Here is a 15,126-nt window from a genome sequence, read left to right as displayed (position 1 = left end):
GCGACGGCGTCGGGGTCTCAGGCCAGCCTGTCGTCGGGTCGGTCCGGGCCGGGTCCGCCGGTCTCACCGGGACCGCCGGGGACGAGGCCGTCGAGGTCGTAGCCGGCGTACCGGAGCAACTCGGCGGCCCGCGGGGCGTCGGCGAGAAGCACCGGTCTGTCGTCCGGAAGCGCGTCCGCGTCCACGGCGTCTCGGGGAAGCGCGAGCGTTCCCGAGGGCACGCCGTCGTCGCCGACGACGGGGAAGTGGGCCGTGTCGAGTTTCATCACGAGCGGGTAGTCGACTCGCTCGACGCCGCGGCCGTCCGTGTAGACGCACTCGTTGAGTCGCTCGTGTTCCGTTCGGTGAATCGCCGCCTCGGCTCCGTCGTACGGTTCGACGTACAAGCGGCCGAGGAAGTAACTGCTGGAGAACCGTTCGAACATCTGTGCGTGTGAATGTCAACCACGGAACGGGATAAGCCTTGTCGGAACCATTTATATCGGCACGCAATTCCACCGCTGAGAGCCGGCGGCCGGGTGCGACACCGGCAGACGAGAGCGCGGCTCGGATGCGAGAGAATCGGGGTGAAAACGGGCGTCTCGACTCCCCGAAAGAGCGGTTTCGACGGGTCGGTCGGCTCAGTCACCGTCGCGGGTCGCCGCGGTCATCGACCAGACGGCGACGAGGCCGAGCGCGAGCGCCGGGAGCATCGGCAGGGCCAGCATGGCCGCGAGGTACGGCAGGCCGGCCATCGCTGGGAGCGACGGCACGAGGTACACCGCGCCGGGGATGACGAGGAAGCAGAGCGCGACGACGCCGACGAGCACCCAGCCGCGGTCACCGAAGCCGGTCGCCTCCGGCTCCGAGCTACCGCCGCCGACGGCGACGCCGTCCGGCCGGTGGACGTAGGTGTCGGACTCGGCGGTCGCGTCGTCCCGAGTCGTGGTGTCAGAGCTCACTATCTGGGATTACGACCACCTTGCCAAAGCCCTGTCGCTCCTCGATGAGTTCGTGCGCGCGGTCGATTTCGCTCATGGGAAGCGTCTCGCGGATGCGGGGTTCGAAGGTGCCGTCCCAGACGAGGTCGAGCACTTCGTCGGCCTCGCCGGGCGTCGCCATCGTCGAGCCGATGACCGAAAGCTGGTTCCAGAAGATGTAGTTGAGGCCCGCGCTCGGGTCGGGACCGGTCGTCGCCCCGCAGGTGACGACGCGGCCGCCCTTGACAAGGCTCTTGAGCGACTGCTTGTAGGTCGCTTCGCCGATGTGGTCGACGACCATGTCGACGCCGCGGCCGTCCGTGAGCTTCCGAATCTCCTTCGAGAAGTCCTCCTCCTCGTAGTTGATGACGTGGTCCGCGCCGCACTCCTTCGCGTACTCCAGTTTCTCGTCGGTGGAGGCGGTCGCGTACACTTCCGCGCCCGCGTAGTCGGCGATTTGGACGGCCGCGTGCCCGACGCCGCCGGACGCGCCGAGGACGAGCACCTTCTCGCCGGGGCGCAGTTCGCCGCGGTCGACGAGCATCCGCCACGCGGTCTGGAAGACGAGCGACGCGGAACCGGCGACCTCCCACGGCACGTCCTCGGGGACGGGCACGAGGTTCTCCTCGGGAACCGCCGCGAACTCGGCGTGGACGCCGCGGACGTGCTCGCCGATGATGTGGAAGTCCGGCGCGAGCGTCGGATCGCCCTTTCGGGAGAACTCGTCGCCGCCGCCGGCGACGCCCGCGATGAGAGCGACGTGGTCGCCCGCCTCGAACCGGGTCACGCGCTCGCCGACCTCGGTGACGACGCCGGCCATGTCGCTGCCGGGGATGTGCGGCATCTCCAACTCGACGCCCGGAAGACCGCGTCGCGTCCAGATGTCGAGGTGGTTGAGCGACGCCGCCTTCACGTCGACGAGGACCTCGTCGGGGCTGACCTCCGGGTCCGGGAAGTCGCCGTATTCGAGGACGTCTCGGTCGCCGTGTTCCGTGAATTGGACCGCTTTCATCTCGACTTCACCGAGGGAGGGTAGGAACTAAAGTGTGGGTTTACGCCAATCGTCTTTCCTCTATTTCGACATTTAACGTAATTTCATAGGTGTCAAAACCTATCGGTGCGAAGATATATACGACGCAGGGTACCCAACACAGTCGGGTTTGGCAGTCGCGCTCGCCGACGGGATCAGCGGGCTGAACAGCCGGGCCGACAGTCGTCGGACCCTGCTCCGAAGAGAGGCACGCACGTGACCAGAGACGGGACTTCAGCACAGCTCTCGCGTCTGCTCGTGAGGCGGTCGGCGTTCGTCCGAGCGCTCGCGGAGCGACCGCGAGACAAGCGCGGGCTCGCCGACGACCTCGGTACGTCGCGTTCGACGGTCGACCGCGTCGTCCGCGAACTGCTCGACGCCGGGCTCGTCGAGCGCGGCGACGGCGAGTACCGACTGACGTGCGTCGGCCGGCGCGCGCTCGACGCGTACGACGAGTGTCTCGACTCGCTCCGCGGCGTCCACGCGGCCCGAGACCTCCTCTCGATGCTCCCGGTCGACGCGCCGCTCGACCCCGCGTTCTTGACGGGCGCGACGGTGCACACGTCGAGTCCGAACATCCCGGACAGCGCGATTCAGGAGCTGTTTTCGAGCGTCGAGAGCGCGGAGCGAGTCTACGGCGTCGCCCCGGTCGCGCTCGTCGGTCAGCTCCGCCCGTTCTACGAGACGGCGACGGCCGGCGGGACGGTTGTCGAGATGATAATCGCCGACGAGCTGTTCGACCGTCTCGTCGCCACTCCGGACTCTCACGCGGTCATCGCCGACCAGCTCCGACACGAGTCGGTGACGCTCTACCGGGCCGAGGTCCCGTTCCGGTTCGGCCTCTGGGTGACGGAAGACGAGGCGGGCATCGTCGTCTACACCGACACCGGCCTCGGCGGGGTCGCCCGCAACGATACCGAAGACGCGGTCGAGTGGGCCAACGAGCAGTTCGAGACGCTCCGCGAGAACGCAGAACGCCTGACGCTCGATGACCTCGACGAAGCCGACGGCGAGTGAGCCGCACCGCTCGGCGGTGAACTGTCCGGCCGGCCGCCGCGAGCCAGCGACCGCCGGGCCGACGCGGGAATTTTATCGCCAGACGACGAAGCCGCGGCCGTGAGCGACCACGACCACGGCGAGAGCCACGGAGCCGGAGACGACAGCCATCACCACGACCACGACGGTCACCACGGCGACGGCGAACACGACCACGACCATCACCACCACGACATCGACGACCTCGACGCGGCGGTACTGACGGTTTCGTCCACCCGCGACGTGGACGACGACCCGGCGGGCGACGCGATAGCGGAACTGCTCCGAGAGGCCAGACACTCGGTGTCGGTCCGGCGGGTCGTCGACGACGACTACGACGAGATTCAGACCGCGGTCGCGCGGATGGCCGACCGCGGCGACGTCGACGTGACGGTCACGACCGGCGGGACGGGCGTCACGCCCGACGACCGGACCGTCGAGGCGGCGACCCAGTTGTTCGACAAGACGCTTCCGGGCTTCGGCGAGCTGTTCCGGCGGCTCTCGTACGACGAAATCGGCACCAAGGTCGTCGGCACCCGCGCGACCGCGGGCGTCGTCGACGGGATGCCGACGTTCTGTCTGCCGGGGAGCGAAAACGCCGCCCGACTCGGGACCGCGGAGATAATCGTCCCGGAAGCGCCGCATCTCACCGGCCTAGCTCGGCGCGACGAGGAGTAGGTAAGTGCCCACAGAATCGGGGGTCCTCGGGCGAATCCGACTGCAACGTCTGCCCAGTCGCGGCCATTTAAGTTCGCGCACACGCTCCGAAGAGGTATGAGCCAGCAGTCCCCACGCGAGGAGGACCCGGACGACGTGTTCTCCAGCGGTAAGGACCCGAACCTCCGCAGCACGGAGGTCACGGAGGGTCCCGACAAGGCCCCGCACCGTGCGATGTTCCGCGCCATGGGCTTCGACGACGAGGACTTCTCGTCGCCGATGGTCGGCGTGCCGAACCCCGCCGCCGATATCACGCCGTGTAACGTCCACCTCGACGACGTTGCCGACGCGGCCATCGAGGGTATCGACGCCGCGGGCGGGATGCCCATCGAGTTCGGGACCGTCACCATCTCCGACGCCATCTCCATGGGGACCGAGGGCATGAAGGCCTCGCTCATCTCCCGCGAGGTCATCGCCGACTCCGTCGAACTCGTCTCCTTCGGCGAGCGCATGGACGCGCTCGTCACCGTCGCCGGCTGCGACAAGAACCTCCCCGGCATGATGATGGCCGCCATCCGGACGGACCTCCCCTCCGTCTTCCTCTACGGCGGTTCCATCATGCCCGGCCAGCACGAGGGCCGCGAGGTCACCGTCCAGAACGTCTTCGAGGGCGTCGGCACCTACGCCGAAGGCGACATGAGCGCCGACGAACTCGACGACCTCGAACGCCACGCCTGCCCCGGCGCGGGCTCCTGCGGCGGGATGTTCACGGCCAACACGATGGCCTCCATCTCCGAGGCGCTCGGAATGGCCCCCCTCGGCTCCGCCTCCGCGCCCGCCGAGTCCGACGAGCGCTACGAGAACGCCCGCCGCGCCGGCGAGGTCGTCCTCGACTGCGTCGAAAACGACCGCCGCCCCTCCGACATCCTCACGAAGAAGTCCTTCGAGAACGCCATCACCCTGCAGGTCGCCACCGGCGGGTCGACCAACGCCGTGCTCCACCTGCTCGCGCTCGCCGCCGAGGCGGGCGTCGACCTCGACATCGAGGAGTTCGACGAAATCTCCCGACGCACGCCGAAAATCGCCAACCTCCAGCCCGGCGGCACGCGCGTCATGAACGACCTCCACGAAATCGGCGGCATCCCGGTCGTCATCCGCCGTCTCGTCGAGGCCGACCTGTTCCACGGCGACGCGATGACCGTCACCGGTCGCACCATCGCCGAGGAACTCGACCACCTCGACCTCCCGGACGACGAGGGCCTCGAAGCGGACTTCCTCTACACGGTCGACGAGCCGTATCAGGAGGAGGGAGCCATCAAGACTCTCACCGGCAACCTCGCGCCCGACGGCGCGGTCCTGAAGGTGACCGGCGACGACGCCTTCCACCACACCGGCCCCGCCCGCGTCTTCGAGAACGAGGAGGACGCGATGCGCTACGTGCAGGAGGGTCACATCGAGGAGGGCGACGTCATCGCCATCCGCAACGAGGGTCCGCGCGGCGGCCCCGGCATGCGCGAGATGCTCGGCGTCACCGCGGCCGTCGTCGGACAGGGCCACGAGGACGACGTGGCGCTTCTCACCGACGGCCGGTTCTCCGGCGCGACGCGCGGCCCGATGGTCGGCCACGTCGCCCCCGAGGCCACCGAGGGCGGCCCCATCGGCCTCCTCGAAGACGGCGACGAGGTGACCGTCGATATCCCGAACCGCGAACTCTCCGTGGACCTCTCCGACGAGGAACTCGAAGCGCGGAAAGAGGACTGGGAACCCAAGCCGCCGGCGTACACCTCCGGCGTGCTGGCGAAGTACGCCCGCGACTTCGGCTCCGCCGCGAACGGCGCGGTGACGAATCCCGCGCTCACGCGCGACGAGTAACGACGAGTCGCCGCGGCGTCTCCCGCGACGCGACCACAGTCGTCAAAACAGGTGCACGCCGGACGCCCGGTACAGGGCGAGCACCCCGATTCCGAGCGCGGTTCCGACCGGAATCAGCGCAATCACTTTTCGCGGCTGTTCGGTGAACCCGTAGACGCACAGGCCGAGTGGGACGGACAGCAGCACGTCTATCGTCCACTCCGGGAGGGCGGGCGAGAGCCCCGACCACGGAACCAAAAAGAGGAGTCCAGCGCCGCCGAAGAACGCGATGATTCGGTTCCACCGCCACGATGCAAACTGCACGGCGCAACCGACAGTAGCTACTGGATTGACAGTTTCGGTGCGGAACTCGGTCACGGTGTCGCCGACTGCGGGGTCGCGGAGTCGCCGAGTCGACTCGGATTAGGCCACGCGGTTCCGCAGGTCGTCGTCGTCGCCGGCGTCTAGTTTGTCGAGGTTCTCGGCGATGATGTCGGCCATGCGTTCCCAGTACTTCGGGGTGTGGCCGGCGTTGTGGGGGGTGATGAGGACGTTCTCGAAGTCCCAAAGCGGGTGGTCCGAGGGGAGTGGTTCGGGGTCGGTCACGTCGAGTGCCGCCCCGCGGATGCCGTTGCTCCGGAGTTGCGAGACGAGCGCGTCGGTGTCGACGACCGGGCCGCGGCCGACGTTGACGAGGACGGTGTCGGGGGCCATCGACGCGAACGCGTCGGCGTCGACGAGACCGCGGGTGGCGTCGGTCAGCGGGCACGCGATGACGACGTAGTCCCCGCGGGCGAAGGCGTCGTGGAGGCCCTGTTCGTCGTCGAAGCCGACGACCTCGTCGGTCGGGCCGCCCTTCTCCGGCGAGTAGCGCACGCCGACGGTCTCGACGCCGAACGGTTCGAGTCGGTCCACGATCGCCTCGCCGAGCGCGCCGAGACCGACGACGGTGACCGTCGAGTCCTGCAGTTCGACCGTCGGGTACGACTGCCAGACGCCGGCGTCCTGCTGGCGCTCCGCGACGTGGAAGCGGCGGGCGAAGTAGAGGAGGCTGCCGAGGACCTGCTCGGCGATGTTCGGGCCGTGGACACCGGAAGCGTTTGTGACGGCCACGTCGCGAGCCTCGAACGCCTCGATGGGGAGGTGGCCCGTGCCGGCGAACACGCAGGCGAACAGGTCGAGGTTCTCTGCGGCTTCGAGGTCCGCTTCGTCCGCGTCGAAGCCGGTCGCGACTCGCGCGCGGGAGAGGAGGTCTCGCTCCTCCGCGGGAGTCGTGGCGAGGGCGACCTCGCGGTCGGGGAGCCGCTCGCGGAGCGTTTCGGCGTACGCCTCGGCAGACAGGCCGTGAATCTTCTGCCGAAGCACCGCGATGTCTGGGTCGGACATGCTCGATGATTCTCGAAGTCGGTGATGAATCTGTCCGATTCGGCCGGGTGTACGCTCACTCGATGGGCTCCCGCCGTCGCGGGCGACGTTTCGAAATCGTACGGGTGACCGCGACGGCATCGACTGTCGGGTCGACGACGAACCGCGAGCCGTCTTCACCGAGTCTCCACGCAACGGGCGCATACCCCTGTGGGGCGGGGCCGCCGTCGACGAAGACGAGGTCGCCCGTCTCGTCGCGAAACACGACGGGCTCTCTCGGTTCGTCCGGCTCGTCTGCGGTCATTGACTCGGAGCTACCGCGCTCTCCGCTATAAACCTCCGCACTCAGTTATCAGCCCCGGTATTCAGCTAGATTCTGTTGACAAAAACGCCATACGCCGATGAAATTCATCGAGTCCTATGATTATCGGTAGTAGTATTTTGAAAGAGCGGTGAGCCACGTCACGGAATCGACCGGGGAGTTCCCGTCGAGAGGGCCGAGCGGCGGCGCGTCGAGCTGCGAACGCGGCGTTGCTGGAGCGCGGTCGGTGCAGCGCGCGGACGCGCGGCTCGAAACCGTCGGACGCCGCGTCGGTTCAGGGGGTTTAATACCCGAGCGAAGTGCTGTAGCGGTATGGAACGCGTAGATGTCGCCATCATCGGCGGCGGTCCGGCCGGCACGTCGGCGGCACACGCCGCGGCCTCGGCCGGGGCCTCCGCCCTGGTCCTCGAGAAGGGCGTCCCCCGAGCAGACCGACCGCGCCTCGGGCCCGACTCGACGGACGCGGCCGGTATCCTCGACTACTGGGTGGACATCATGGGCATCCACCCCGACGAGTTCCCCGACGACGTCGTGCTCGACATCCTCGACCGCGCGGAGTTCATCGGGCCGAACGAGTCGCTGACCCTTCGGAGCACCGGCATCGACTCCTCGTACGACGAGTTCGGCTACACCTTCCACCGGGCGAAGTTCGACGACTGGCTCCGCAGTCGCGCCGAAGACGTCGGCGCGGAGTACCGCGTGAAGGCCTCCGTCCGCGACGTGGAGACCGACCTCGACGCCGCCGGCGGCGACCCCCGGCACGTCGTCCGCCTCGCCAACGGCGAGGACGTGGGTGCTGACTTCGTCGTGCTCGCCGACGGCCCCCAGCGGACGGTCACGAACAAGGTGCTCGACGACCTGCTTCCGTTCCCCATCACGGACCGCCTGTCGTCGACCGAGGCGAACCACATCGCCTATCAGGAACACCGCGAGTTCCCGCCGGAACTGTTCGACGAGGTCGACGGCGCGATTAAGTTCTGGTGGGGCTACATGCCCGGCCACACGGCGTATCCGTGGATTTTCCCGAACGACAACAACGTCTGCCGGGTCGGCCTCACGATGCCCATCGGTCTCGACATCGACGAGGTCGAAGACCGCGAGGCGTACAAGCTCCTCCGCGAGGACGACGAGCGAATCCCGCAGGGCCGCGAGTACGTCCGCCGCCTCCTCGAACAGGAGTACGGCGACGAGTACGACATCGACGAGGACTTCCCCCTCGTCGAGGACCGCGGGAAGACGAAGGGGACCGAGACGTACGCCATCTCCTCGACGCGACCTATCGACTCGCCCGCGGCGGCCGGCATCGCCGTCACCGGCGGGGCGATGGGCGCGACTTCGGCCTTCCACGAGGGCGGCGACCACGTCGCCGTCCGGACGGGAGCCATCGCCGGCGAACTCGCCGCCGAGGGCGACCTGAGCGACTACAACGACCGCTGGAAGGACGCCATCGGCGACGAAATCCTCCGGAACGTCGCCATGGCCGAAATCGTCCACGACTACGGCCCCGGCCAGTGGGACAAGACGTTCAAGGCGGCCCGGAAGCTCCTCGAAAAGGACGAGGGCTACAAGGCGTTCGGCGCCTCGAAGCTCAGCGCGGGGTTCAGCGCCGCCAAACTCGCCACGCAGTACCAGCGGACGAAGGTGAAGTACCGCAAGGGCAAGTACGTCCAACTGCGCGAAGACGAGTACGCGCTGTAGTCGACGGAAGACTTATCAGTTTCTCCGAATTTCTGTCAGTCGATGGCCGGTCGACCCTCTCGCCGTCAGCTACTCCGTCACGGAGCCGCGGCGGTCGGCGTCGGGCTGACCGGCGGCCTCGCCGGCTGCTCGTCGCTTCGTGGGTGTACGTCGGCCGAAATCGTCCTCCGGGCGGAACTGGTCGGGAACGCCCCGGACGGGGCGACCGTCGTCGACGCCGCCGACCCCCGGGTCGCGAACAGCCCGTGGGTGCTGAAGGTGGTCGAAGCCGCCGCCGAGGGCCACCCGCGCGAGTCGAGTATCTCCGACTGCCTGAGCGACTACGACGCCCTCCGCGCGGACCTCGACGCGCTCCCGGCGTTCGACCGGTCCGAAGACCGTCTCTACTTCGTCCGCGTCAACGGGCAGGTCGTCCGACTTCGGGCCGTCTTCTTCGCCGGCGACGACGCCCGCCGGTCGGAACTCGTTTTACCCCCGGCGCGCTAGGGTCGACTGCGTACCTCAAGTCCCCGTCCGAGTGTTCCCGCTTCGGGAGCGATGACAGCACGGCGAACCCGGGTACGCAACAGCTACTGGCCGGCAGACGCCGGCGTACTTCGGAACGTCCGCGCCCGAAAGACGGACCGCCCGGCACGAGGGTTTCCCGGTCGACGCGGCACGCCGCCTCGGGATGAGACCGGCCGTTAGTGTTCTGGGCGACACCTTCTCTCGGTGAGAGACTTCGTCGACGCTCGTCAGCCGTCAGTCGCCAGTCGTCGGTCCAACTCGCGAGTGTGGCGAATCCGAAGCCCCGCGAGCAGCCGCTATCGGTCCCCGAACGTGCCGGACCGTTCACCGAGTGCCGCGCGTATCGCCCGGCGGTACCGGGCGGCCAACGCCGTCACCACGAGTCGGTCGCGGTCGTTGACGCCGAGCGCGACGAGCGCGACCACGTACGTCGCCGCGCCCAGCGTCGCGCCGGTGGCGACGACGACCGCACCGGCCCCGCCCAACGCCTCGCGGACGAAGAACATGACACCGGCCGCCGCGACGCCCGCGCCGAGCGGCTTGAAAAACGTCGCGTCGAAGGGCCACAGCCCCTCGAAGCGCCGCAGGAGGACGACCTGAATCGAGTTCTGGACGGCGATGGCGACGGCCGTTCCGAGCGCCGCGCCCGACAAGCCGAACGCCCGGACGAACGCGAACGTGAGGAGCGTGTTCAGCACGGCGAGCAGCCAGTCGAGCGCCATCCGGGCGTACTGGTGGTCGGTCATCATGAGCAGCCACCCCGTCGCGCCGACGGCGCTCCCGACTAAGACGCCGCCGAGGTAGACCACGAGTGGGACGTAGCCCGCCGTGAAGTTCGGGCCGAACACGGAGAGAATCGACCGCCCGTACACCGTGAGCACGACCAGTATCGGAACGACGCAGGTGACGATGAGCCGCGTCACCGCCGTGTACACCGCGTTGAGCGTTTCCATCTCGTCGTCGGCGTAGAGCGCCGACGCGACCGGCGGCAGGAGCATGTTGAACGAGAGGAGCGGAATCCACGCCAGCGTCACCAACACGAGTACGACGTTGTAGACGCCCGCCGCCTTCGCCGTCAGGAGGAACCCCACGAGCATCACGTCGACGCGGTTCTGGAACACCTTCCCGAGGCTGCTCAGCGCGATGGGCGCGGAGTGGTTGTAGAACCGCCGGGCCTCGGAGCGCACGCCGCGAAGACCGGGTCGGATACCGCTCGCCGAGACGGCCATCGGAAAGCCCACCAAGACGAGCACGGCCATGCCGACGACGAACGCGCCGGCGACGCCGACGAGCGAGTACCCGAGCGCCATCGCGCCGACGGCCCCCACCAGCCTGACCGCCGGGCGGAGGATGCGGTTGAAAAGCGCCTCGCCGCGGGCCGACTGCACGGCCCTGAGGATTCCCGCGTGGACCTGCACCAAGCCGACGAGGATAACCAGCGCCGCGAACAGGTGTATCGTCGGCGGGAAGTCAGGGTGCGAGACGGTCGCGGCGTTGAGCCGCCCGCTCGCGAGGACCAACCCGCCGGCGAATCCGAGACCGACGATGAGCGTCGTCAGATACGCCAGCCCCACCACTCGTCCCTGACGCGCGGGGTCGTCGTCGTGTGCGGAGAGGTACCGCTGGAGCGTCGGGACCGACCCGAAGTTCACGAGACGGAACAAGAGCTGGGAGACTCGCCACGCGAACGCGTAGACGCCGTAGACGACCGGGCCGAACCCCTGTGCGAGCGCGTACTCGGTCGCCGTCGTCAGCGCCCGCTGGAGCGACTGTCCGCCGGAGGCGACGACCGCGCCGTGGCCGATGGTCAAGAGCGCCTCGCGTTCGTCGTCAGAGATGTCGCTGTCAGGGACATCGTCGTCGGGGACGACGCCGTCGAGAGTATCGTCCGCGGCTGTTTCGGAGGGCACTGTCGCGTCTCTGTCGCTTGTCGGGGTCGAAAATAAGTCGCTTGATTCCCCCCGCGAGTGAGCGCCTGCCGCTCAGGCCGCGGTCGGTCGCCCGACGGTCTCGCGGACGAACTTGCCGAGCAGTCCGAGCGTCGCCGCCCCCATCGCCGCGGCGAAGGCGACGACGAACACCGAAAGCGGGTCGCCGAGGTCGGACAGCGCCCGCGAGCGGACGAAGTTCGCGGCGAGGACGGTCGTCACGGCCAGCAGGACGACGCCGCCGAGGTTGGCGAGCGTCGAGTTCGGCTCCGCGACCGCGTCGCTGTTGAGCAGGACGAGCACGACGGCGATGGCGAAGGGCGTGCCGACGAGCCCGAACGCCAGCACCAACACGAGAAGCGGGAAGAACGCGCCGCCGAGGAACGCGCCAACGCCGGAGAACAGCGCCACGCCCGCGAGGAGCGCGCGGTACCGACCGTCGGAGAGGTCCGTCCCCCAGCCCAGTTTGTCGGCGACGAGATACGGCGGGACGACGGTGTTGCCGCCGAGCGTGGAGACGGCCGCGCCCAAGAGGCCGAGGAGGAACAGCCACTTGGCGTTCGCGCCCGCCAGCGGGCCGAGCGCCTGCGCGGCCGTCACCGCCGAGAGGTCGCTCGCGGCCACCTCGGGGGTGTGGAGGACGCCCGCCGCGACGACGAAGATGGCGAGGCTGTAGATGCCGAAGGCGACGAGCATCGACGCGCCCACGTCGAACGTCGCCAGCCCGTAGTCGCGGGTCGTCCAGCCGCGGGCGCGCATCGTGTACGAGTGCATCGTGATGAGCGTGATGTGGACCGCGCCGCCGAGGATGCCGGCGGCGACGAGCGCGCCGTCGACCCCGGCCGGGATGCGCGGCACGAACCCGCCGACCGCGGCCGCCGGGTCGATGGGGACGAAAAACAGCGACGCGAGGAACGCGACGACGACGGCCGCGACGAGCCCCTTCGCGAGGAGTTCGACGAAGCGGTAGCCCCGCCCGGCCAGCCCGGCCGCGAGGACGACCGCCCACGCGACGCCCCAGACCCGGGCGTCGACGCCGGTTATCGTCGCGCTCACGTCAGCCAGACCCTTCATGATGACCAGTTGGGCCAGCCCCGCGGCCAGCACCGCGTCGGCGACGAGCACCCACGCCCAGCCGTCGCCCAACTCCCGTTCGACCACGGCAATGAGACCGTCCTCCGTGAGCAGGCCGAGTCGCATCGACAGGTACTGCGCCGACGCGCCGAGGACCGCCGAGAGCACCACGACCCACAGCATCGCGTAGCCGAACGTCGCGCCGGCCGTGAGCACGGTCGCCATCGTCGCCGGCCCCGCCGCGACCGCGCCCGCGACCCACGACGGGCCCATCTCCGAGAGATATCCCCGCCAATTGCCGCCCGTTACCGCCGATACGTCGAGTCTTGGTTCGTTCATGCCGTCGTGGTCTCGGCGGTCGTCACAAAAGTGTTGCTACTGGGTGTTACAACCGAGTAATTATTTCGGAACCGCGGTGGGTCGGCACGCTACCTTTTATTTGCCGCACCTGAGTGACCTATGTAATGAGCGATGGAGGTAGCGGAGCGGTAGAACTTCTCGTCGTCGCCAGCTTGGGGGTCACGGCGGCGGTCGCCGAAGCCGTTCGCCGGCGGGAGGCGCAGTTCGAGGTCGAGACGGTTCGAACCGCGACCGGAGCGCTGGACCTGCTCGAAGACGCCGACTTCGACTGTGTCGTCTCGGGGGTCGACGCCGGGGAGACGGACGCGCTCGGCTTCCTCACCGCGATTCGGAAGCGGGACGTGGAACTTCCGTTTCTCGTCGTCGCCGACGGGGAACACGAGGTGACGGCGAGCGACGCCCTCGATGCCGGCGTCACCGACTACGTCCGGGCGCGAGGCTCGGAGGGGTACGACGAGTTGGCCGTCCGAGTCGAGCGGGCGGTCGCGGCGACCGGCCGCCGGGCGGTCGACCCGTCGCTCGTCTACGAGCGCGTCTTCGAACAGATACTGGAGGGCGCGTGCCTGTACGACCGCGACGGTCGGTTCGTACTCGTGAGCGACTACCTCGCCGGGTTCTACGGGGCGACGCCCGCCGAACTCGAAGGCGAGCGAAGCCTGCTCGTCGAGAGGATTCGCGAGGAGCGCACGGGTGACCCGTATCAGCAACTCTTGGACGGCGAGGTAGACTGCCTCGAAGGCGAGACCGAACTCGTCACCCCTGACGGCGAATCGCGGACGCTGAGCTACCGCTTCGCGCCGTTTCGAGTGACCGACGAGGTCGTCGGCGTCATCGCCGTGTCGAGGGACATCACCGACCGACGAGAGCGAGAGCAGAAACTGAAGCGCGCCCGCGAGGAGTACCAAGAGCTCATCGACGGGATGAACGACACCGTCTGGGTCATCGACATCGACAGCCACATCCTCGCGGTGAACGAGACCGCGGTGGAACTGCTCGGCTACTCCCGGGACGAACTGCTCTCGATGACAGTCCACGACATCGACGCGGGACTCAGCGACGAGGAGGCTTCGGCGCTCATCTCCCAGATGCCGACGGACGGAACGCAGGTGTTCGAGACGGTCCATCGGGCGAAAAACGGCCGGGAGTTCCCCGTCGAAATCAGTTCGAGCCTCGTGACCTACCGCGGGGAGACGGTCGTGCTGAGCGTCGCCCGCGACATCACGACGCGGAAGCGCTACGAGGCGGAACTCCGCGAGCAGAACCGCCTCCTCGAAACGCAACGCGACGAACTCGAGGTGCTGAATCAGGTCGTCCGCCACGACGTTCGCAACGACCTGCAGTTGGTGACCGCCTACGCGGAACTGCTCGCCGAGCGCGTCGACGACGACGACAACGAGGCGCGGGAGTACGTCGAAATCGTTCGGAAGCGCGCCAACCACGCGGTCGAACTAACGGAGACGGCGCGAGACATGGCCGAGATGATGGGCGGTCGGGGCGTCGAAAACGAGCGGGTCCCGCTCCGACCCGTGCTCGAATCCGAACTCGCGTCGCTCCGGGATATGGCCCCGGACGCGACCGTGACGGTCAACTCAGAGATACCCGCGGTCGCGGTGCTCGCCGACGACATGCTCGGGTCCGTCTTTCGGAACCTCCTCACGAACGCCGTCCAGCACACCGACAAAGACGAACCGACTGTCGACATCTCCGTCTCGGAGACCGAGAGAGGAGACCGCGTCGTCGTCCGCGTCGCCGACGACGGGCGGGGAGTGTCGGACGAGCGGAAAGAAGCGATTTTCGCCAAGGACGAAAAGGGACTGGAGAGTCGGGGAACCGGCCTCGGACTGTATCTCGTGCAGTCGCTCGTCGAAACGTACGGCGGCGACGTGTGGGTCGAAGACAACGACCCCTGCGGGTCCGTCTTCGCGGTCGAACTCCGGACCGCCGACGAGGGTCAGGACGGCTCGGACCAGTCGTCGCCGACGCGGTCGTAGCCCATCATCTGCCTCCCCTCGTGTTCGGTGAAGACGACCTTCTGGTTCGACTCCGGCACGCCGAACCGCTCTGCGACGGCGTCGATGACCGCGAGGGCGAGTTCGCGCTTCCGGTCCGCCGACCGACCCGCCCGGATATCGGCCTGCAGTACGACTGTCTTCTCGTCGGTCGCCCGGCCGAGATGAATCGTCTTGACTTCGCGGACGGTGACGGCGGCGTAGTCGGTGTCGGCGTCCATTCGCTCGGCGTACAACTCGGCCAGCTCGGTGGCGAACTGGTTCGCCTCTCGCTCCGTGACCTCGAAGTCGAGGTCGAACTGTAGGTGCGGCATCTGGGGTGAGCCGCGGC

The 15,126-nt window shown here is 68.3% G+C and carries 15 protein-coding genes; 6 read left to right on the top strand and 9 right to left on the bottom strand.

Annotated features, from left to right (window positions below):
• Positions 1-17 precede the first annotated feature (17 nt).
• From C5B91_RS12010 to C5B91_RS12000, 3 genes are all read right to left on the bottom strand, one after another.
• Positions 18-425, bottom strand: coding sequence for a DUF5802 family protein (locus C5B91_RS12010; protein ID WP_008095160.1), 408 nt, complete (start codon positions 423-425; stop codon positions 18-20).
• 195 nt (positions 426-620) lie between these two features.
• Positions 621-941: a hypothetical protein gene (locus C5B91_RS12005; protein WP_115819376.1), complete on the bottom strand. Its 321-nt coding sequence runs from the start codon at positions 939-941 to the stop codon at positions 621-623.
• Complete coding sequence (locus tag C5B91_RS12000) at positions 931-1,971, bottom strand: zinc-binding dehydrogenase (RefSeq protein WP_115819375.1); 1,041 nt, start codon at positions 1,969-1,971, stop codon at positions 931-933. Before C5B91_RS12000 ends, C5B91_RS12005 begins: the two co-directional genes overlap by 11 nt.
• A 234-nt stretch (positions 1,972-2,205) precedes the next feature.
• Here C5B91_RS12000 and C5B91_RS11995 point away from each other — a divergent pair, with 234 nt between their 5' ends.
• From C5B91_RS11995 to ilvD, 3 genes are all read left to right on the top strand, one after another.
• The gene (locus C5B91_RS11995) at positions 2,206-3,006 is read left to right on the top strand and encodes a winged helix-turn-helix domain-containing protein (protein ID WP_115819374.1); all 801 of its coding nucleotides are present in this window, start codon (positions 2,206-2,208) and stop codon (positions 3,004-3,006) included.
• A 99-nt stretch (positions 3,007-3,105) separates the two neighbouring features.
• Positions 3,106-3,702, top strand: a complete 597-nt coding sequence (locus C5B91_RS11990; protein ID WP_008095156.1) for a molybdenum cofactor biosynthesis protein B — start codon at positions 3,106-3,108, stop codon at positions 3,700-3,702.
• A 96-nt stretch (positions 3,703-3,798) separates the two neighbouring features.
• Positions 3,799-5,553, top strand: a complete 1,755-nt coding sequence (gene ilvD, locus C5B91_RS11985) for a dihydroxy-acid dehydratase (protein WP_115819373.1) — start codon at positions 3,799-3,801, stop codon at positions 5,551-5,553.
• A gap of 42 nt (positions 5,554-5,595) precedes the next feature.
• On the opposite strand, the gene C5B91_RS11980 is transcribed toward ilvD, so the two are convergent.
• The 3 genes from C5B91_RS11980 to C5B91_RS11970 all read right to left on the bottom strand — a co-directional run bounded on the left by C5B91_RS11980 (position 5,596) and on the right by C5B91_RS11970 (position 7,201).
• Positions 5,596-5,856 carry a hypothetical protein gene (locus tag C5B91_RS11980; RefSeq protein ID WP_115819372.1) on the bottom strand — a complete coding sequence of 87 codons (261 nt, stop codon included), beginning with the start codon at positions 5,854-5,856 and terminating at the stop codon, positions 5,596-5,598.
• 99 nt (positions 5,857-5,955) lie between these two features.
• Positions 5,956-6,918, bottom strand: a complete 963-nt coding sequence (locus C5B91_RS11975) for a D-2-hydroxyacid dehydrogenase (protein WP_049967790.1) — start codon at positions 6,916-6,918, stop codon at positions 5,956-5,958.
• 55 nt (positions 6,919-6,973) lie between these two features.
• A complete protein-coding gene (locus C5B91_RS11970; RefSeq protein ID WP_004974750.1) occupies positions 6,974-7,201 on the bottom strand; it encodes a hypothetical protein in 228 nt (75 codons plus the stop codon).
• A gap of 330 nt (positions 7,202-7,531) precedes the next feature.
• Between C5B91_RS11970 and C5B91_RS11965 the strand changes: the two genes are divergently transcribed.
• Both C5B91_RS11965 and C5B91_RS11960 read left to right on the top strand, forming a co-directional pair.
• Positions 7,532-8,917 (top strand): NAD(P)/FAD-dependent oxidoreductase, encoded by a 1,386-nt coding sequence (locus C5B91_RS11965; protein WP_115819371.1) that lies wholly within the window; start codon positions 7,532-7,534, stop codon positions 8,915-8,917.
• Between the two features lie 42 nt (positions 8,918-8,959).
• Positions 8,960-9,403, top strand: a complete 444-nt coding sequence (locus tag C5B91_RS11960) for a Tat pathway signal protein (protein ID WP_115819370.1) — start codon at positions 8,960-8,962, stop codon at positions 9,401-9,403.
• Between the two features lie 317 nt (positions 9,404-9,720).
• Here the strand turns inward: C5B91_RS11960 and C5B91_RS11955 are convergent, their stop codons facing one another.
• Together C5B91_RS11955 and C5B91_RS11950 are read right to left on the bottom strand one after the other, a co-directional pair.
• Positions 9,721-11,334: a lipopolysaccharide biosynthesis protein gene (locus C5B91_RS11955; RefSeq protein WP_049967793.1), complete on the bottom strand. Its 1,614-nt coding sequence runs from the start codon at positions 11,332-11,334 to the stop codon at positions 9,721-9,723.
• A gap of 72 nt (positions 11,335-11,406) precedes the next feature.
• Positions 11,407-12,765 (bottom strand): NRAMP family divalent metal transporter, encoded by a 1,359-nt coding sequence (locus C5B91_RS11950; RefSeq protein WP_115819369.1) that lies wholly within the window; start codon positions 12,763-12,765, stop codon positions 11,407-11,409.
• Between the two features lie 125 nt (positions 12,766-12,890).
• Between C5B91_RS11950 and C5B91_RS11945 the strand changes: the two genes are divergently transcribed.
• Positions 12,891-14,777, top strand: coding sequence for a PAS domain S-box protein (locus tag C5B91_RS11945; protein WP_115819368.1), 1,887 nt, complete (start codon positions 12,891-12,893; stop codon positions 14,775-14,777).
• Here C5B91_RS11945 and C5B91_RS11940 read toward each other — a convergent pair.
• Positions 14,738-15,109, bottom strand: a complete 372-nt coding sequence (locus tag C5B91_RS11940) for a tautomerase family protein (RefSeq protein WP_049967795.1) — start codon at positions 15,107-15,109, stop codon at positions 14,738-14,740. The genes C5B91_RS11945 and C5B91_RS11940 overlap by 40 nt on opposite strands.
• Positions 15,110-15,126: the final 17 nt, after the last annotated feature.

It is taken from the genome of Haloferax sp. Atlit-10N (assembly GCF_003586325.1).
GTDB classification, from domain to species: domain Archaea; phylum Halobacteriota; class Halobacteria; order Halobacteriales; family Haloferacaceae; genus Haloferax; species Haloferax prahovense.
The sequence above is the reverse complement of the archived record's forward strand: the minus strand, read 5'-3'. Positions and strand labels throughout refer to the sequence as shown.